The sequence below is a fragment of the Embleya sp. NPDC008237 genome, assembly GCF_042956465.1.
Taxonomy (GTDB): domain Bacteria; phylum Actinomycetota; class Actinomycetes; order Streptomycetales; family Streptomycetaceae; genus Embleya.
Window position 1 is genome coordinate 102,952 of sequence record NZ_JBIBGL010000016.1, and the last position, 18,004, is coordinate 120,955.

The following is an 18,004-nucleotide window of genomic DNA, read 5'->3' on the forward strand; positions in this document are numbered from 1 at the left end:
CTAAATCCGGCGACACCGCCGACCAGGCCACCTACGCTGACGATCTCCTCGGGTGGCCGTCTACCACCCGCCGTACCCGGCGCGACCAACGCGCCCGCAACCAAGGGAGTTGCCGCCATGCCGCGCACCCTCGTCCGCGACCTGTCCGAGCATCTGGGCGAGCGGGTCACCGTGCACGGCTGGATCGATACGCTCCGGTTGCAGCGCCGCATGCAGTTCGTCGTGCTCCGCGACCACACCGGCCGGGTCCAGGCCGCGCACGCCCGCGCCGGCGCCGACGACCCGATCGAGGCCGCGTTCGAGCGGATCACCGTCGAGTCGGCGGTACGGATCACCGGCAGGGTGGTGGCCAACGAGACGGTCCGCCTGGGCGGCCTGGAACTGCTGCCGGAACGGGTCGAGATCCTCTCGGCCGCCGAACCCGGCCTGCCGATCGACGCACACACCGGCCCCGACCGCCGCCTCGACTGGCGCTTCCTGGACCTGCGCCGCCCCGACCGGCGGCTGGTCCTGGACGTACAGACCACCGTCGAACAGGCGATGCGCCGAGTCACCGCGGCCGAGGGCTTCACCGAGCTGCACACGCCCAAGCTGATGGGCACGGCGTCCGAATCCGGTGCCGAGGTGTTCACCGTCGACTACTTCGGCCGCCCCGCCTACCTGGCCCAATCGCCGCAGTTCTACAAGCAGATGGCCATCGCGGCGGGCGTCGACAGGGTCTTCGAGATCGGCCCGGTCTTTCGTGCCGAACCGTCGTACACCTCCCGACACGCCACCGAGTTCACCGGCGTCGACGCCGAACTCGCCTGGATCGACGGCGTCGAGGACGTGATGGCCTTCGAGGAGCGACTGCTGCGGGCGGTACTGGCCGACGTCCGAGCCGAACACGGCGCGACGATCGAGGAGCTGCTCGGCGTCGAGGTCACCGTCCCGGAGCGGCCGTTCCCACGGATCACCATGGCCGACGCGCTCGCCCGACTGCGTGCCCGGGGCTGGGACCCGGCGGGCACCAGGGTCGATCTGGACCCCGAGGGCGAACGGGCGCTGTCCGCCCTGATCGCGGCGGAGACCGGACACGAGTTCGTCTTCGTGACCCGCTTCCCGGCCGGGATCCGGCCGTTCTACCATCTGCGCCCGGACGACGACCCCACCGTCACGGAGAGCTTCGACCTGCTCTGGAAGGGCGTCGAGATCACCACGGGCGCGCAACGCGAGCACCGCCACGACCGGCTGCTCGCACAACTGCGGGAAAAGGGCATGGATGCGGTACCGCTCGCGTCCTACCTGGACTGCTTTCGCTACGGCATGCCGCCGCACGGGGGCCTGGGCCTGGGGCTGAGCCGACTGCTGATGCTGCTCCTGGACCTGCCCTCGATCCGGGACGCGACGTTCCTGTTCCGCGGCCCGCACCGGCTGGCACCCTGACCGGCACGGCCGGGGGTGTGGCGCCGGGTACGGACGGAGGTCGCCGAGGGGCGGTCCGTCCGTACCCGGGGTCCTGCCTAGTCCAGGTAGTCGCGCAGCACCTGGGAGCGGGACGGGTGGCGCAGCTTCGACATGGTCTTCGACTCGATCTGGCGGATCCGCTCGCGGGTGACCCCGTAGACCTTGCCGATCTCGTCGAGCGTCTTGGGCTGACCGTCGGTGAGCCCGAAACGCATCGAGATCACGCCGGCCTCGCGCTCGGCCAGGGTGTCCAGGACCGAGTGCAGCTGTTCCTGGAGCAGGGTGAAGCTGACCGCGTCGGCCGGGCGGATCGCCTCGGTGTCCTCGATCAGGTCACCGAACTCGCTGTCGCCCTCCTCGCCGAGGGGGGTGTGCAGGGAGATCGGCTCGCGGCCGTACTTCTGCACCTCGACGACCTTCTCCGGGGTCATGTCGAGTTCCTTGGCCAGCTCCTCCGGGGTGGGCTCGCGGCCCAGGTCCTGGAGCATCTGGCGCTGCACGCGGGCCAGCTTGTTGATCACCTCGACCATGTGGACCGGGATGCGGATGGTCCGCGCCTGGTCGGCCATGGCCCTGGTGATCGCCTGACGAATCCACCAGGTCGCATAGGTGGAGAACTTGAAGCCCTTCGTGTAGTCGAACTTCTCGACCGCACGAATGAGACCGACGTTGCCCTCCTGGATCAGGTCCAGGAAGAGCATGCCGCGGCCGGTGTAGCGCTTCGCCAGCGAGACCACCAGGCGGAGGTTGGCCTCCAGGAGGTGGTTCTTGGCGCGCTTGCCGTCCTCGGCGACGAGCTCCAGCTCGTGCCGGAACTGCGGCGTGAGGCCGGGCTCGGAGTCCAGCTTCTCCAACGCGAACAGGCCGGCCTCGATGCGCTTGGCGATCGACACCTCCTGCTCGGCGTTGAGCAGCGAGACCTTGCCGATCAGCCGCAGGTAGTCCTTGACCGGGTCCGCGGTGGCACCCGGTGTGGTCACCTGCTGCTGCGGGGCGTCGTCCTCGTCCGTGGTGAGGACGAAGCCGCTGGGTCCGACCTCGGGGGCCGCGGCCTCGGCGGGCTCGTCGAACAGGTCTTCTTCGACCAGTGCCTCGTCGCCGTCCTTGGGGGCGGGCGACTCGACGGCGGTCGTCTCGGTGGCGGTGGTGGTCTTCTTGGCCGCCGTCTTCTTCTTGGCTGCAGCCTTCTTCGGCTTCGGAGCAGATTCCACGACGGACTCTCCCGATTCCGTTGCCGCGGGCGTGACTTGCGCGGGCAAGGTCTCTGTGTTCTTGACACGGGTTGAGCGCGTGGATAGCGTCTTCTTGACAGATCGCCGAGTTGTGGCTACGTCTCTCCGTTGGGTCTCTTTGACCGGGTTGACGGTCAACGTCACACCGGCCTCATCGAGGACCTCGTTGAGGCTACGGAGGATGCTCTTCCACTGCGTCGCAGGGATGGCATCGGTTTCGAAGGCTCGGCGTATGTCCTCGCCGGTAATCGATCCTTCGGCACGGCCACGCTCGATGAGCGCCACCAGAGATTCCGATTCGGCGATTCTGTTGGGAAGCGTGCTGGACGAGCTCGGGGTCACAAATAACCTCTCGGTTCACGCGGGCATGCTGCGGCGCCGCAACTACACCGAATCGATGACGGATCCGCGGGACCGGACCCGTCGGCGCTGCCGGCGCCACTCAAGGCATCGCTCCGATCGGCAAAAGTGTTACGCCCCCGCGAGCGTGACCTGGGTCACGTCGGCCCGCAGCGGCTTCGAGCGGTGGGTTCCCCAGTGTGCGGGACGGCCCGGTGATCTGCACGGTCGCGCCGGTGGCCCCCTGGGTTGCGGGGTCGGCGCCGCCGTCGTGGCCGCGGATCGACGGTATCCGAGCGCCGGTGGCAGTGGGTCGGATTTTTCCTGAGGGTGCGGGTGGGGTCGGGCACCGGCGTCGGTCCTACGGTCCTGAACCTGTCTTGAGAATGCCCGCCCTCCGCCGCGTTACGCACGGGACGGGCCGGCGCGCCGTGCCGCATGTGCCTCGGCGGCCCGCTCGGCGCCGGCTCGGGCGGACCGGCCACGGGTGCGGCGGGGGGTCGGCCGGAAAGCGGCGGGCGGATTCTTCCGGCCCGGTGCACCGGTAATGGACGGGCCGGCGGGGTGGTCGGTAAATCCCGGGACCGGGTTTGCGATTTTGTCGGCCGTCCGAGTGAAGAGGGTCCCCGATGTTCGCGGCGCCGGATGGAATATCGCGCACGGGGCGAATCGGGAAAGATCATTCCCCGGGTATTTCGCTAATCGACACGGCGCCCGGTGATCGATCGCAATGGATCGATTCGACAAAATCGATCGGGATTCGGCTGCACGGGATTGATCGGGTGCGGGAGATGTCACGCGTCGATGTTCGTGTGGGTGCACCGGCGGCGGATATGCGCGCCGTGAATCGTTGTCGAATTCGATCATCGCCGGGCTTTACGACGGGCTGGAGCGCCCGGTGCGCCGGCCGACGGGTGCGCCGGCCGGGCGGAGGAAGCCGGGCCGGGGCTCGGGGTGATCGTGCCGCGGGCGGCCGACGATCGGGTCGTCGGCCGCCCGGGGGTGGGGCAGGTGGGTCAGGCGGTCCAGGCGCCGGTGGGGGCCGCCGTGCGGACGAACTCGGTGAAGTCGCGGCCGGGGCGACCCAGGGCGCGCGGGATGCCGTCGGAGACCTTGGCCTCCAGACCGCGCAGGATGCCGTTCAGGGCCGAGGTCCAGATGGCCGCGTCGAGCTCGGACATGCCCTGGTCGACCAGCGCGGCGGTGTATGCGGCGGGCTCGACCGGGATGTAGCGGGCCCGATGGCCGGTCGCGGCGGCGATCTCGGCGAGGGCCTCGTCGAAGGTCACCGCGCGGGGGCCGGAGAGCTCGTAGGTCCGGCCCGCGTGGCCGGGGTCGAGCAGGGCCGCGACCGCGACGGCGGCGATGTCCTCGGTGTCGACGAAGGACACCGGGGCGGTGCCGGCCGGCAGGTACAGCTCGCCGGATCGGATGTCGTCACGGAAGAAGCCCTCGCTGAAGTTCTGCGCGAACCAGCCGGGGCGCAGGATCGTCCACTCGGCGCCACTGTCGCGGACGGCCGCTTCGAGCTCCAGGCGTGCCTGGTTGGCCGGGTCGTCGGCGGCGAAGTAGCCGGGAGTGTCGACGCCGCGCGCGGAGAGCAGGACGATCCGTTCGACCCCGGCGGCGCCGGCCTGCCGGACGAAGGCCGGGCCGGTGGGCACGCCGTCCAGCGGGACCAGGTAGACCGCGGAGACGCCGGCCAGCGCGGGGCCCCACGTGGAGTCGTCGGACCAGTCGAAGTGGTGTGCGGTGGAGCGCGAGGCCGGCCGCACGGCGGCGCCTCGGGCGCGGAGCGCGTCGACCACCCGGCTGCCGGTCTTGCCGGTGCCGCCGAGAACGAGGATCGGGTGCTGCGTCGGTTCTGTCATGGCTCCAGCCTGGGCGCGGCCGGACCGGGCGACCATGGGCGAGAAGCCGGGGGACATGTGCGTACGTCCGGTCAGCCGTCGCCTTCGACACGGCGGGTCCGCGGCGCGCGCACGTTCCCATCCGTCCAAGACCGTGCGCCCGCCGTGCCCAGACTCGGCAGGGTGGGATTCGCGCGATCGAAGGAGCCGACCATGCCGCAGACCGTCACACCGCAGTCGGTGGGTGGCCGAGCCGGACCGGGCCTGGTCAGGCCGCGCGGGTGCTGCGGTAGGCCGTCGGGCTCAGGCCGCGGACGCGTTTGAAGGCGGTGCTGAATGCGAACGGGTCGGCGTAGCCGACCCGGCGGGCCACGGCGGCGACCGTGGCGTCCCGCTCGGTGAGCAGGTCGGCGGCCAGGGCCATCCGCCACTCGGTCAGGTAGGTGAGCGGCGGCTTGCCGACGCGGGTGGTGAAGCGTTCGGCGAGCGACGTGCGCGAGACGCCCGCCTCCGCGGCCAGGGCGGCGATCGTCCACGGCCGGGCCGGTGCGTCGTGGACCGCACGCAGGGCGGCGCCCACGACCGGGTCGGCCAGGGCCAGGTACCACGCGGGCGGTTGCGCCTCGGGGCGGTCGAACCAGGCGCGGAGCGTACAGACCAGCATCCAGTCGAGCAGGCGGTCCAGGACGAACTGTTGGCCCGGTTTGTCGGCGGCGACCTCGGCGGATACGAAGCCCAGGACCGCGTCGCAGCCCTCGTCGTCCGGGACGAGCAGGGACTGGGGGAGTGCGGCGGGCAACCGGCGGCCGATGTCGGCGTGTGCGCGGTAGGCGCCGGAGAGCAGTTCGGTGGTGGCGTCCGTGTCCCGGTTCGGCTTCGGCGACGCGTCCCGATCCGGGTGGGCGTCGGCGACGAAGGTGACCGGGGGGCAGCCGCGGACCAGGGCGGTGTCGCCCGGGCGCAGCGGCAGCGCCGGGCCGCCGTCCGGGACGAGCCGGCCGCTGCCGCGGATCACCGTGTACAGGGTCAGCGGCGCACCGGAGGCGACCTCGGCGGATGCCTCCGGCGGCAACAACCGTCGGTCGAACAGCGCGCCGTCCGCCCTGATCCCGCGCAGCAGGTCACCCAAACCGTCCATGTGGTGAGCCTAAGGCAGCAGGTCGGGGCGCCGATCCGGCTCGACCGGGCCGGACAGCCGGGCCCGTGCGCGGGTCAGGCCGGCGAGCAGGGCGTCGCGGACCTCGGTCGGCGCGATCACGTCGTCGTAGGAGAGCGCGTTCGCCGAGCGCCACGGGCCGCTCGCCTCGTTCGCGGTGAGTCGGCGTGCCGTGTCCGCGTCCTGCTTCGCGGCGGCGGCGCCGGCGGCGGCCGGGATGCCGCCGAGGGTGACGCCCGGGAGCGCGTACGAGACGGTCTGCGCGTCGAACGGGTTCATCGCCATCACCGAGCTGCCGAAACCGAACGCCTTGCGGAGCGTCAGGTGCAGTTTCGGGACCCGCAAGCGGTGCTGGGCCGCGAACAGTCGAGCCGCCGCGCGCAGGACGCCCGACCGCTCCGCGGCGGTGCCGGCCAGCACGCCGGGGTTGTCGGCGAGGAAGACCACCGGGAGGTGGAACGCGCCCGCGATCGAGACGAAGCGGGCGGCCTTGTCGGCGGCGTCGGTGTCGATGGTGCCGGCCCGGACCGCCGGCTGGTTTGCCAGTACGGCGACCGCGTGGCCGCCGAGGCGGGCGAGCGCGGTGACGATGGAGGCGCCGTGTGCCGGTTGCAACTCCAGGACCGTGCCCGCGTCGAAGACCTCGGTCAGCACGGCCCTGATGTCGTACGGGCGACGCGCGTCCGGCGGGATCAGGTCCAGGAGCGCCTCGGTGCGGCGCGGGCCGACGTCGGCGTTGCCCGACTCCGGTCCCGCGTACGGCGGAAGTTGCCAGGCGTGGGACGGGAAGTAGGAGAGATATCGGCGGGCCAGCCGGAGCGCCGCCGCGTCGTCGGGGACGGCGTTGTGCGCGACGCCGCTGACCACGCAGTGCACCCGGCTGCCACCGAGGGTGTGCTTGTCGACTCGTTCGCCGGTCGCGGCGGCGACCAGTGGCGGGCCGGCGGTGAACAGGGCGCCGGTGCCCTCGACCATGATCACGAAGTCGGACAGCGGTGCGGTCAGCGCGCCGTGTCCGGCGGAGGGGCCGTGCACGATCGCGACGGTGGGGACCAGGCCGGCGAGGTCGACCAGGGCCTGGAGGTCGTTGGGCGTGGCGGTGTGCCCGGCGAGCGCATTGCCCGCGCGGTGGCCGGCGCCTTCGAGCAGGGTCACCAGCGGTGCGCGTTCCTGGCCGGCCAGCCGCACGAGCCGGGCCCGCTTCGCGGCGGCGCCCGGGCCGATCGAGCCGCCCTGGACGGTGAAGTCCTCGGCACCCACGAACACCGGGCGGCCGTCCAGCAGCCCGGACCCGGCGACGAACGCGTCGGAGGGGATCTCGGCTCCGCCGGCGAGCGTGCCGATCTCGGTGAACGAGTGCTCGTCCAGGAGCGCGGCGATCCTGGCCCGGGCGGGCAGCCGACCGGGGACCGCCGCCGCGTAGCGGGTGACCTTCGCGGGTCCGCCCATGGCCCGCGACCCGGTCCGACGCTGCTCGAGATCGGCGAGCAACGACTGCCAGGCGGCCCGGTTGTCCGACTCGGGACGACCTCCCATGTGCACGGATCCCCCGTCGTTCGAGCGTCGCGGGGCGACGCGTGATGTGCGGCGCCGGGTGGCGCGTGGTGCGTGACGCCGCGCGGCGCGTGGCGAGGGACGCGTGTCGCATGGCGCACCGTTGGAGGCGGGCCGCCGTAGGGGGCGGACCGCCGCGTGAGCCGGGCCAATGTAGCGCCGGCCGCGCGCGGGTGACAGAGCCGTCGGGGAGTCGGCCCCAGGCACGGGTGGTGCGTGGTTGCGCCGGCTGCGGGGTGCTCCTGGGCTTGGTGGGCGGCTCACCGGAGGGGAGATTCCTGGATGAAAGGTGTGAATCGCGCCCTGTCGGCGTGCACGGCATTGCTCATTCGTGCTTGAAACTGCTATCAAATGAATAGTTTCAAGCATGGGAGTGCAGCAGTGCGCACTCCATACCGTCCAGGACCCGGGAGCGCCATGACGACCGTGAGCCACACCTCTGCCGAGATCGCAACCCAGCCCGAGCTGTGGGCCCGCGCCGCCGCGCTGGCCGTGGACTGCGCAGGATTGCCCAAGTCCGGTGAGCGGGTCGCGATCGTCGGGTGCGGCACCTCGTGGTTCATCGGCCAGGCGTATGCCGTGCTGCGCGAGCGGGCCGGACTCGGCGTCACCGATGCCTTCGCGGCGTCGGAATTCCCGGGCGTACGGGACTACGACCGGGTGATCGCGCTGACCCGCTCCGGCACCACCACCGAGGTGCTGCGGCTGCTGGCGGACATCCGGGGCACCGTCGCGACGACCGCGATCACCGGAACCCCGGGCACGCCGATCATGACCGCGGCGGACGAGATCGTGATGCTCGACTTCGCGGACGAACAATCGGTCGTGCAGACCAGGTTCGCCACCACGGCACTCGCGCTGCTGCGGTCGCACGTGGGCGAGGACCTGACGGCGGCGATCCGGGACGCGAAGGCGGCTCTCGCCTGGGTGCCCGAACCGGAGTTCGTGGCGGCGGAGCAGTTCAGCTTCCTGGGTACGGGGTGGTCGACCGGGCTCGCCGCGGAGGCCGCGCTGAAGATGCGCGAGGCCGCGTGCGCGTGGACGGAGAGCTACCCGGCGATGGAGTACCGGCACGGTCCGATCAGCATCGCCGCGCCGAACCGGATCACGTGGGTGTTCGGGCCCGCGCCGGAGGGCCTCGCCGATCAGGTCGCGGCCACCGGTGGCACGTTCGTGGCCGGCGCGCTCGACCCGATGGCGGAACTGGTCCGGGTACAGAAGCTCGCGGTCGCGGTCGCGGAGAGCCGGGGGCTGAACCCGGACGAGCCGAGGCACCTGACCCGGTCCGTGGTGCTGGACGCGTCGTGAGGGTCCGCATCGGCGAGACCGTCGAGCGGATGGTCGGCGACGGGGCCCGGAACGGGCGGGAGGCTTCGTGATCCTCACGGTGACGCCGAATCCGGCCTGGGATGTCACGTACCACTTGGAAGAGCTGATCCGGCACGGCGCGAACCGCCCGCACTCGGTCGGCGGGCGGGCCGGCGGCAAGGGCATCAACGTCGCGCGCGTGCTGCGCTCGCTGGGGGTCGCCGTCGCGGCGGTGGCCCCGCTGGGCGGCGGGACGGGTGAGCGAATACGGGCCGACCTCGCGGCGGCGGACATCGCGTTGACGGCGGTGCCGGTGTCCGGCGAGACCCGCTGCACCACCACGATCGTGGAGACCGGCTCGGGCGGTGCGACGTCGTTGAACGAACTCGGCGCCGCGCGGACCGCGCAAGAGTGGGCCCGAGTGGTTGCCGCCACGGCCGAACTCCTGCCCGCCGCATCGGTATTGGTGCTGTCGGGGAGTCTGCCGCCGGGGGTCTCGGTGGACGGCTACGCGGAGTTGGTGACGCTCGCGCGGGCCGCGCGGGTGCCGGTGGTGTTGGACGCGTCGGGGCCGGCGCTGGTCGCCGGTGTCGCGGCCGGGCCGGATGTGGTCAAGCCGAACGCCGACGAGTTGGTCGCGGCGACGGGCGAGAGCGATCCGCTGCGGGCGGTGGCGCGGCTGCTGCGGGAGGCACGGGCCGGCACGGCGGTGGTCGCCTCGTTCGGCCCGGAGGGCATGGTCGCCGGGACCGGCTCGGGTTGGTGGCGAGCCGTACCGCCGGCCTCGGTACACGGCAATGCCACCGGCGCGGGCGACGCGGCGGTGGCGGCACTGGCGCGCGGGCTGGCCGGGGGCAGCCCGTGGCCGGATCGGCTGCGGGACGCGGTGGCCCTGTCGGCGGCGGCGGTTGCCGCGCCGGCGGCGGGGGACGTGGACGGCGAGCTGTACCGGACCTGGCGGCCGAGGGTGCGGGTCGACGCGGTGGAGCCGCCGCGATGAGGTACGGCCGACGGTCCCGCGGGACGTGGGTCGGAGCCTGGGCGGGCCGCGCGGATGCGGGTGCGGGCGGGCTCGGGGTTGATGGTGGTCGGGATCGTTCACGAGGAGAGATGACATGCCGTTGACCTCGACGGGGATATTGACCGACGCGGCGCTCGCGGACGGAGTGGGAGTGGCCGCCTTCAACGTGATCACGTTGGAGCACGCGGAGGCGGTGCTGATGGCGGCGGAGGCGGCGGGGCTGCCGGTCGTGGTGGCGATCAGCGAGAACGCGGTGAAGTTCCGGCGGGAGCGGCTGGGTCCGCTCGCGGCCGCGTGTCGGGTGCTTGCGGAGGAGGCCGCGGTACCGGTCGCGCTGCACCTGGACCACGTCGAATCGGTGGACCTGTTGCAGGCCGCCGAGGGCACCGGGATCAGCTCGGTCATGTTCGACGCGTCACGGCTGAGCTATGCGGACAACGTGGCGGCCACCTCGGACGCGGTGGCCTGGGCGCACGAACGCGGGATCACCCTGGAGGCCGAACTCGGCGAGGTCGGCGGCAAGCCCGGCCATCCCGCGCTCGACGCACACGCGCCGGGAGCGCGCACGGATCCGGACGAGGCCGCCGCGTACGTGCGGGCGACCGGCGTCGATGCCTTGGCCGTCGCGGTCGGCAGCAGCCACGCGATGCTGGATCGCACCGCCACGCTCGACCACGACCTGATCGCGCGGTTGCGGGCGGCGGTGAACGTGCCGCTGGTCCTGCACGGGTCCTCGGGTGTGCCGGACGCCGAACTGCAAAGAGCGGTGGCCGCGGGGATGACGAAGATCAACGTGGGTACGGCGCTCAACATCGCCTACACCGGGACACTGCGGTCGCGGTTGGTCGCCGAGCCCGGGAAGGCCGATCCACGGCCGGCACTGGACGCTTCGCGCTCGGCGGCGGCGGATGTGGTCGGGGACCTGTTGCGGGTGATCACCGGGGGGTCGTGAACCCGAGTGTGCACACGACTGCGGTGTGGGGGCGGGGCCTTGTTGTCCTCAAGCGCCGGGCGGGCTGAGGGGGTTCGTGCCCCGTGCTGCGGTGTCGGGGGACGGGGCTTGGTTGTCCTCAAGCGCCGGGCGGGCTGAGGGGGTTCGTGCCCCGTGCTGCGGTGTCGGGGGACGGGGCTTGGTTGTCCTCAAACGCCGGACGGGCTGAAGAGGTTGTTCGTGTCGGGCGCTGCGGTGTGGGGGACGGGGCCTTGTTGTCCTCAAGCGCCGGACGGGCTGGAGGGGTTCGTCCTGCGTGCTGCGGTGTGGGGGGCGGGGCTTGGTCTGTCCTCAAGCGCCGGGCGGGCTGGAGAGGTTGTTCGTGTTGGGTGCTGCGGTGTGGGGGCGGTGCTCGTGTTGTTCTTGAGGGACGGACGGGCTGAGGGGGTGGGTGGGGGCTCAGCCCGTCCGGGGTGTTCTTTTGGGGGTCAGCCGAAGAGCCAAGTGGTCAGGCGGGTCCACCAGTTGGTGGGTAGGGGGTCCAGTGGTGGTACCGGTGGGGTGGTGGGGCGTGGTGGGCGGAGGGGGCGGGTCCATTCGGTGGGCTCGACCAGGGGGACCGGGGTGAACTCGACCGGCAGCGAGGTGAGGTAGCGGGCCCAGGTGGCCGCGTGCCAGGCCGGTGGGCGGTCGGGGTGGGCCAGGCGGATGTCGGGAAGCCGGCTGTTGAGCGTGTCGATCGCGGTGTCCGTGATGGCGCGGCCGATGTCCTGTCCCGGACACAGGTGCGCACCGCCGCTGAACGCCAGGTGGGCGCGGTTGTTGTGGACCGGGACGGTGAGGTCGGTACGGATCTGCGGGTCGACGTTGCCGGCCATCACGCCGAGTACGAGCAGGTCGCCGGCCTTGATCCGACGTCCGCCCAACTCGGTGTCCACCAGCGCCCAGCGACCCGGGATGACCCACAACGGCGGTTCGTCCCACAGGACTTGCTCGACCGCGTCGGGAAGCGTCAACCGCGCGCCGGCCAGCGAGGCGGCGAAGCGGTCGTCGGTCAGGACCACCCGTAGCGTGTTCGCGATCAGCGCGATGGTCAGCTCGTTCGCCGCGACCATCACCAGCCGGAGGTGGTGCAGGACCTCGTCCTCGGACAGCTTGTTCGGATGCTCGATCAGCCAGGACGGGAAGTCGGCGGCCGGTTCGGCGCGCTTGCGGTCGGCCAGGTCGCGCAACGTCTGCAGGATGAACTCGTTGCATTCGAGCGCGCGTTCACCCTGCATCATCAGCTCGGCGCTGGCCTCGACCAGACGTGCGCCCATCTCGTCGGGCAGACCGTAGAGCTGCGCGATGACCAGCATCGGCAACTGCTGTGCGTACTGGGCGACCAGGTCGGCGTGGCCGTCGGCCGCGATCCGGTCGATCAGTTCGTGGGCGAGTCGTTGCACGTGCTTGCGGATGCCGCGGCGGTCGAAGCGGTCCAGACTCTCGGTGACCACGGTGCGCAGCCGTTGGTGCTCGGCGCCGTCGCTGGACACGCAGTCCGGGCGGTACTCCATGATCGGCAGGATGGTGGCGTCCGGCGGGATGCGACCCTCGCGCCAGTCGCGCCAGTTGCGCGCGTCCCGGGAGAATCGGCTCGGCGTGCGCATGACCTCCAGGTTTTCCCGGTACCCCAGTACCAGCCAGCCCGGGAAGTCGCCGTCGACCAGGATCGGTGCGACCGCTCCGTACTCGGCGCGCAACCTCTCGTACGCGGCACCCGGGTCCGCGATGGTCTCCGGGCCGTACAACCTGGTGATGCCCTCGGTGGCCGTCGCGCCCGCGTGCGCGGGGCAGCCCGGCGGCGGAACGGGGGGAGGAGCGGTCATTGCGTCTCCCGGTTCGTGGTGAGCGTGTAGAGGTATTGCATGAGGGCCATCAGGACGTCCCGGCTCGAACCGCGGCTGCGGGCGTCGCAGTCGACCATCGGTACGGACTCGTCCAGGTCGAGTGCGCTGCGCAGTTCGTCCATCGAGTGGATCGGCGACTCGGGGAACGTGTTGACCGCGACCACGAACGGCACGCCGCGATCCTCCAGCCGGCCCATCACGTCGAAGCACACCTCCAGGCGCCGCGTGTCGACCAGGACCACGGCACCGAGGGCGCCGTCGAACAGGCCGTTCCACAGGAACCAGAAGCGCTCCTGGCCGGGGGTGCCGAACAGGTAGAGCACCAGCCGCTCGTTGAGGCTGATCCGGCCGAAGTCCATCGCCACGGTCGTGGTGGTCTTGGCCTCGATGCCCGCGAGATCGTCGATTCCGACGCCCGCCTGGGTCATCGTCTCCTCGGTGGTGAGCGGCCGGATCTCGCTGACCGCGCCGACCAGGGTGGTCTTGCCGACGCCGAATCCGCCGACGACCACGACCTTGACCGCGGCGGCGGCCGTCGCGGGCAGCATGTCCTCGGGGCGCGGCCCGGCGAGGGTCTCAGAGCCTTTGTAGTCCATGCATCACCGCCTTGAGCAGATCGATGTCGGGCAACGAAGCGGCCGGGATCGGTGCCCTGGCCTCCAGGTGGTTCGTGCGCACCATGTCCAGCAGCACCAGCGTCAGCACGCTGGTCGGCAGCCGCATGTGGGCGGAGATCTCCGCCATCGACAACGGCTGTTCACACATCCGCAGGATGGCGGCGAGCTCGGGAGCCATCCCGCGCTGCGGTTCGTGCTTGGCGACGAACAGCGTGACGAGGTCCAACCGGTTCTGGGCCTCGGGGTTTTCCCCGACCATGTACAGCCGTTCGGGGTACGGATCGCGCCGTGAGCGCCGCGGCACACTCACGGAAAGGCCCCGTCGCGGCGCGGCGGACTGGTCAGGTGTTCGCCGATCCGGATGACCAGGTCGCGCATCCGGTGCCCGAGCAGGCCGGTGTCCACCTGGCCGTCGGCCAGTACCGCGAGATAGGCGCCGGCGCCGGCGGCCATCATGTAGAAGTAGCCGCCGTTGACCTCGATCACGACCAGGCGCATCCGGCCGTCCCCCTTGGGGAATTCGGACGCGATCGCGGCGGCGAGGCTTTGCAGGCCCGCGCACGCGGCGGCGAGCCGGTCGGCGGTGTCCGCCGCGGTGTTGTGCTGGGCCATCCGCAGGCCGTCCGCGGACAGCAACACGATGTAGCGCGTGAACGGCACGCTCTTCGCCAGATCGGCGAGCATCCAGTCCATGTTCGGTCGGTACCCCGTCATCGATATCCCCCGTTGTCCCACGAATCGTCCCCGCTCTCGGATCGCCGTTCGGTGGGCGGAAGTTCGCCGTTGATGCCACTGAGGAAGGCGTCCAGCCCGAGTCCCGGCGGGGTGTCGTCGACGCTCGGCACGGCGGGCTTGGACGCGGTCGCGCGGTGCTCGCCGCGGGGTGCCGCGGCGCGCGGGACGGTGCCCAGGCTGCGCCGACGGCGTTGCGGGAGCCCGTTCGCCCCCAACTCGGTGCCGACGGGTGTGTCGGTCATCATGTCGTGCAGGGACGGGAGTTCGTCCAGGTGCTGGAGGTGCTCGGGCATCGGGTACATCGGCGGCACGTTCGCGGTGATCTGGTTCTGCGGGATGACCACGACGGCGCGTACGCCGGAGTAGGCCGACGGGCGCAGCATCACCTTGAAATGGTTGGCGTGCGCGAGGCGGGCCACCACGGTCAGGCCCAGGCGCGGGGTCTCGCCCAGGTCGTTGAGGTTGAGCGCCTCGCCGTCCAGGGACAGGATGCGCTCGGCCCGACGGCGGGCCTCTTCGCTCAGGCCGACGCCGGCGTCCTCGATCTCGACCGCGATGCCGGTCTGCACCTCGGTGGTGCTCAGGTGCACGGTGGTGGAGGGGGGCGAGTATCGGGTGGCGTTGTCGAGCAGTTCGGCGATCGCGTGGATCAGCGGCTCGACGTGCTGGGCGATGACCGCGACCTCGACGACCGAGTGCAACTTGACCCGGCGGTAGTCCAGGATGCGCGACATCGCGCCGCGCAGCACGCTGTACATGCCGATGTCGGTTTCCCACTGGCGACCGGGGCGGGCGCCGCCGAGCACGGCGATGCTGTCGGCCATCCGGCCGATCAGCGCGTTGCCGTGGTCGAGATGCAGGAGGTCGCGGAAGACGACCGGGTCGTCGCCGTGCCGGTCCTCCATCTCCCTCATGTCCTGGGCCTGTTGGTGAATGGTGGCCTGAACGCGGCGGGCGATGTTGACGAACGCGCGCTGGGCGGACTCGCGCAGGTCCTCCTCGGCGCTGACGGTGTCGATCACCGAGCGGATCACGTTGCGGTGCGCGACCGCGAACTCGGTCGGGTCGTCCGGTTGCGGGGCGACCTTGCGCATGACCTCCGGTACGGGTTCGCCGGCCTGGAGGCGGCCGATGGCCTCGGGCAGCAACTCCTCGGCCAGCCGGACCGTCTCCACCTCCTGCGCGGCGAGTCGACGGCGCAGCCCGACCTGTTGCTGCTGGAGTCGCATGTGCAGTTGGGCGATGATGCGCCCACGGCGGCCCGCCTCGGCGGCGCACACGGCGACGGCGACGGTCGCGAGTCCACCGCACAAGGCCACCGCGGGGCGAGCCTGGGAGGAGACCGCGGCCACGGCTGCGGTCGCGCACGCGGCGGTCACGAGGAGGGGGAGTACCCACGCGAGGGCCGGCCGTCGGCCTCCGGGGGACGATCCAGCGAGAACCATCGGCATCCTCGAAAAGTCGGAATCGAATCGTGCGGGTGTCCTGCGGACCGCACGGCGGACTCTTTTCCGGCCGCCGGCGGGGATGGTCGGGTGGTCCCGTGTGGGCGGGGCAAAGCCTCGTCGGGCAGGGGAAGTACCGTCGCGGGCGCCAGGCTACGCGGACGCGTGGGGCGGATCGGGCGTGCGACGCACAAGCCGCTCGAACGGGTGAATCGATGGGGAATGGGACATCCCCGATCCCAAACGCGATATTGGGCTGGACCTCGCCTCGCCGCGCCCTCGCTCTCGTAGCTCGCGCGATTCGGGTCGTCTCGCCTCACCGCGTGCCCGCCCCGGGCCACCGCGACTTGTCACGTCGGTGACCCGGGCCGCCCCGCCCTGCCGCGTGGGTGGCCCGGGCTGCCCCGTCCCGTCGGTTCCGCCCCCCATACCCCTCAGTGGTGGAGGCGGCCGGTGAAGTGGCGGGTGAAGTTGTCCTGGGTGTTGGCTGTGATGGTGATGTCGTAGTGGCCGGTAGGGTCGGCGGGGGCCGGGACATGGTTGGTGGTGTGGGGTGGGACGAGGAGGGTGCGGGGGGTGCCGATGCCCTGGATCGTGAAGGTGATCGGAGCGCCGCCGGAGTTGGTGAGGGTGAGGTCGAGGGTGCGGCCGGGGCGGTCGACGGCGGTTGCCTCCGGGTGGCCCTTGGTCGGGTCGGTCCAGGTGCGGACGTCGCCCTTGAAGCCGCGCAGGTAGCCGTCGGGCCCGTGTACGTCGATGTCGTACGGCCCGCCGCTGACGCTCTGCGCGCTGAAGAAGTCCTCGACCGCGCCGCCGACCGGCACGGTGTACTGCCACGCGCCGAACTTGCGGTGGTTGACCGTGTAGATCGAGAAGCCCGCCCCCAGCCGGCCGGTGTTCTCGATCCGGATCCACAGCAGGCCCTTGTCGGCCTCGGTACGCGAGGACGTGGCGAACCCGTAGTCGATCGGCAGCGCCGGCCGATCGCCGCTCTCCTGGACCGGCTGCCGCTGCACGATCGGCGGGATCAGCGGCGGCAACTTCCACTTCTGCCGGGCGAGATCGTCGAGCAGCGCACGGGTGTCGGGCAGCGTCGGGAACGAGACGTCCTTGTCCGTGAACGTGAACGCGCTCATCAGGTCCCCGCACACGGTGCGCCGCCACGCGGAGATGTTCTCCTCGCGTACGCCGGTCCAGTTCTCCAGGAAGCGCAGCACCGAGGTGTGGTCGAAGACCTCCGAGCACACCCGACCGCCGTGGCTCCACGGCGAGATGACGATCATCGGCACGCGCGGGCCGAGGCCGATCGGCGCGCCGGAGATGTACTCGTCCGGCGTACCGGGCGGTGCGGTGGGCGGCACGACGTGGTCGTAGAAGCCGTCGTTCTCGTCGTAGTTGAGCAGGACCACCGTCTTGGCCCACACCTCGGGGTGCGCGGCGAGGGCGTCGAGTACGTAGGTCGCGGTGAAGTGCGCGCCCTTGGCCGGCGGATAGTTCGGGTGTTCGGACTCCTCGGTGGGCGCCACGATCCAGCTCACCGCCGGCAGCGAGCCGGCCGCGACGTCGTCGGCGAACGCCTTCGGGCCGCGCCGCGCCATGCCGTTCACGTACAGCGGTGAACTCTGCGGCGCGGTGCGGAAGGCGTCGAACCAGGCGAGTGCGTTGTCGTCGTAGTTGTCCTCCTGCTGGTAGACCCGCCAGGAGATGCCCGCGGCCTGGAGCCGCTCCGGGTAGGTGGTCCAGCGGAAGCCCGGTTCGCTGTTGTCCACGACCGGCCCGCCGGCGCGGCCCGCCGGATCCACGGTGCCGGTCCACAGGTACAGGCGGTTCGGGTTGGTGGAGGCCATCGCGGACGAGAAGTACTGGTCGCACACGGTGAACGCGTCGGCGAGGGCGAACTGGTACGGGATGTCTTTGCGTTGGTAGTGGCCCATGGTCAGCCACGACTTGGCCGGGATCCAGTTGTCGTACTGCCCGTTCGCCCACGCACTGTGCCCGCCGCCCCAGGAGTGGTCCAGGCCGGGGACCTGTTGGGCGTTGCTCGTCGCGGTGTCCAGGTGCCAGGGCAGCAGTGTGGTGCCGCCGGCCGATCCGAGCAGCCGCTGGTGCAGTACGTCGCCGCCGCCGGGGAAGCGGACCAGCGAGCGGTCGCCGTAGCCGCGCACGCCGCGCAGTGTGCCGAAATAGTGGTCGAACGACCGGTTCTCCTGCATCAGGATCACCACGTGCTCGACGTCGTCCAGGGTGCCGGGTGTCCCGGCGGTGGCGGCGACGGCTTCCGCGACGGCGGGCGAGACACCCGAGGCGACGGCGAGCCCGGCGCCGGATGCGGCGGCGGCCCCGAGAAAGCCACGACGGGAGAGGGGAGACATGCGGGCGGACCTCCAGGACGAGTCGGCAGCCGAGCCGGCCGAACCGACCGGAGCGGGCGAGTCGAGTACGGACGCCGTCCATCCTGACGGTCCGTCAGCTGCCGGTGGG

At 71.5% G+C, this 18,004-nt stretch carries 14 protein-coding genes; 4 read left to right on the forward strand and 10 right to left on the reverse strand.

Annotated elements, in window-relative coordinates; genetic code table 11:
• The first annotated feature begins 117 nt into the window (after window positions 1-117).
• Window positions 118-1,425 (forward strand): aspartate--tRNA(Asn) ligase, encoded by a 1,308-nt coding sequence (gene aspS, locus ACFZBU_RS34890; RefSeq protein ID WP_391587733.1) that lies wholly within the window; start codon window positions 118-120, stop codon window positions 1,423-1,425.
• A gap of 77 nt (window positions 1,426-1,502) precedes the next feature.
• On the opposite strand, the gene ACFZBU_RS34895 is transcribed toward aspS, so the two are convergent.
• The 4 genes from ACFZBU_RS34895 to ACFZBU_RS34910 all read right to left on the reverse strand — a co-directional run bounded on the left by ACFZBU_RS34895 (window position 1,503) and on the right by ACFZBU_RS34910 (window position 7,559).
• Complete coding sequence (locus ACFZBU_RS34895) at window positions 1,503-3,020, reverse strand: RNA polymerase sigma factor (RefSeq protein WP_355548087.1); 1,518 nt, start codon at window positions 3,018-3,020, stop codon at window positions 1,503-1,505.
• Between the two features lie 1,013 nt (window positions 3,021-4,033).
• Window positions 4,034-4,888 carry an NAD(P)H-binding protein gene (locus ACFZBU_RS34900; RefSeq protein ID WP_391587734.1) on the reverse strand — a complete coding sequence of 285 codons (855 nt, stop codon included), beginning with the start codon at window positions 4,886-4,888 and terminating at the stop codon, window positions 4,034-4,036.
• Window positions 4,889-5,135: 247 nt separating this feature from the next.
• Window positions 5,136-6,005 carry an AraC family transcriptional regulator gene (locus ACFZBU_RS34905; RefSeq protein WP_391587735.1) on the reverse strand — a complete coding sequence of 290 codons (870 nt, stop codon included), beginning with the start codon at window positions 6,003-6,005 and terminating at the stop codon, window positions 5,136-5,138.
• 9 nt (window positions 6,006-6,014) lie between these two features.
• Complete coding sequence (locus ACFZBU_RS34910; protein ID WP_391587736.1) at window positions 6,015-7,559, reverse strand: acyl-CoA carboxylase subunit beta; 1,545 nt, start codon at window positions 7,557-7,559, stop codon at window positions 6,015-6,017.
• A 444-nt stretch (window positions 7,560-8,003) separates the two neighbouring features.
• Here ACFZBU_RS34910 and ACFZBU_RS34915 point away from each other — a divergent pair, with 444 nt between their 5' ends.
• The 3 genes from ACFZBU_RS34915 to ACFZBU_RS34925 all read left to right on the forward strand — a co-directional run bounded on the left by ACFZBU_RS34915 (window position 8,004) and on the right by ACFZBU_RS34925 (window position 10,858).
• Window positions 8,004-8,885, forward strand: a complete 882-nt coding sequence (locus ACFZBU_RS34915) for an SIS domain-containing protein (protein WP_391587862.1) — start codon at window positions 8,004-8,006, stop codon at window positions 8,883-8,885.
• 67 nt (window positions 8,886-8,952) lie between these two features.
• Window positions 8,953-9,885, forward strand: a complete 933-nt coding sequence (locus ACFZBU_RS34920) for a 1-phosphofructokinase family hexose kinase (protein ID WP_391587737.1) — start codon at window positions 8,953-8,955, stop codon at window positions 9,883-9,885.
• A gap of 115 nt (window positions 9,886-10,000) precedes the next feature.
• A complete protein-coding gene (locus tag ACFZBU_RS34925) occupies window positions 10,001-10,858 on the forward strand; it encodes a class II fructose-bisphosphate aldolase (RefSeq protein WP_391587738.1) in 858 nt (285 codons plus the stop codon).
• A 467-nt stretch (window positions 10,859-11,325) separates the two neighbouring features.
• Here ACFZBU_RS34925 and ACFZBU_RS34930 read toward each other — a convergent pair whose 3' ends face one another.
• The 6 genes from ACFZBU_RS34930 to ACFZBU_RS34955 form a co-directional block, all read right to left on the reverse strand.
• The gene (locus tag ACFZBU_RS34930) at window positions 11,326-12,705 is read right to left on the reverse strand and encodes a cytochrome P450 (RefSeq protein WP_391587739.1); all 1,380 of its coding nucleotides are present in this window, start codon (window positions 12,703-12,705) and stop codon (window positions 11,326-11,328) included.
• Window positions 12,702-13,322, reverse strand: coding sequence for an ATP/GTP-binding protein (locus tag ACFZBU_RS34935; RefSeq protein ID WP_391587740.1), 621 nt, complete (start codon window positions 13,320-13,322; stop codon window positions 12,702-12,704). The genes ACFZBU_RS34930 and ACFZBU_RS34935 overlap by 4 nt, the downstream gene beginning before the upstream one ends.
• Window positions 13,303-13,602: a DUF742 domain-containing protein gene (locus ACFZBU_RS34940; protein WP_391587863.1), complete on the reverse strand. Its 300-nt coding sequence runs from the start codon at window positions 13,600-13,602 to the stop codon at window positions 13,303-13,305. Before ACFZBU_RS34940 ends, ACFZBU_RS34935 begins: the two co-directional genes overlap by 20 nt.
• A gap of 47 nt (window positions 13,603-13,649) precedes the next feature.
• A complete protein-coding gene (locus tag ACFZBU_RS34945) occupies window positions 13,650-14,036 on the reverse strand; it encodes a roadblock/LC7 domain-containing protein (protein ID WP_391587741.1) in 387 nt (128 codons plus the stop codon).
• Between the two features lie 17 nt (window positions 14,037-14,053).
• Complete coding sequence (locus ACFZBU_RS34950) at window positions 14,054-15,523, reverse strand: sensor histidine kinase (protein ID WP_391587742.1); 1,470 nt, start codon at window positions 15,521-15,523, stop codon at window positions 14,054-14,056.
• 434 nt (window positions 15,524-15,957) lie between these two features.
• A complete protein-coding gene (locus ACFZBU_RS34955) occupies window positions 15,958-17,895 on the reverse strand; it encodes a phosphocholine-specific phospholipase C (protein ID WP_391587743.1) in 1,938 nt (645 codons plus the stop codon).
• Window positions 17,896-18,004 lie beyond the last annotated feature (109 nt).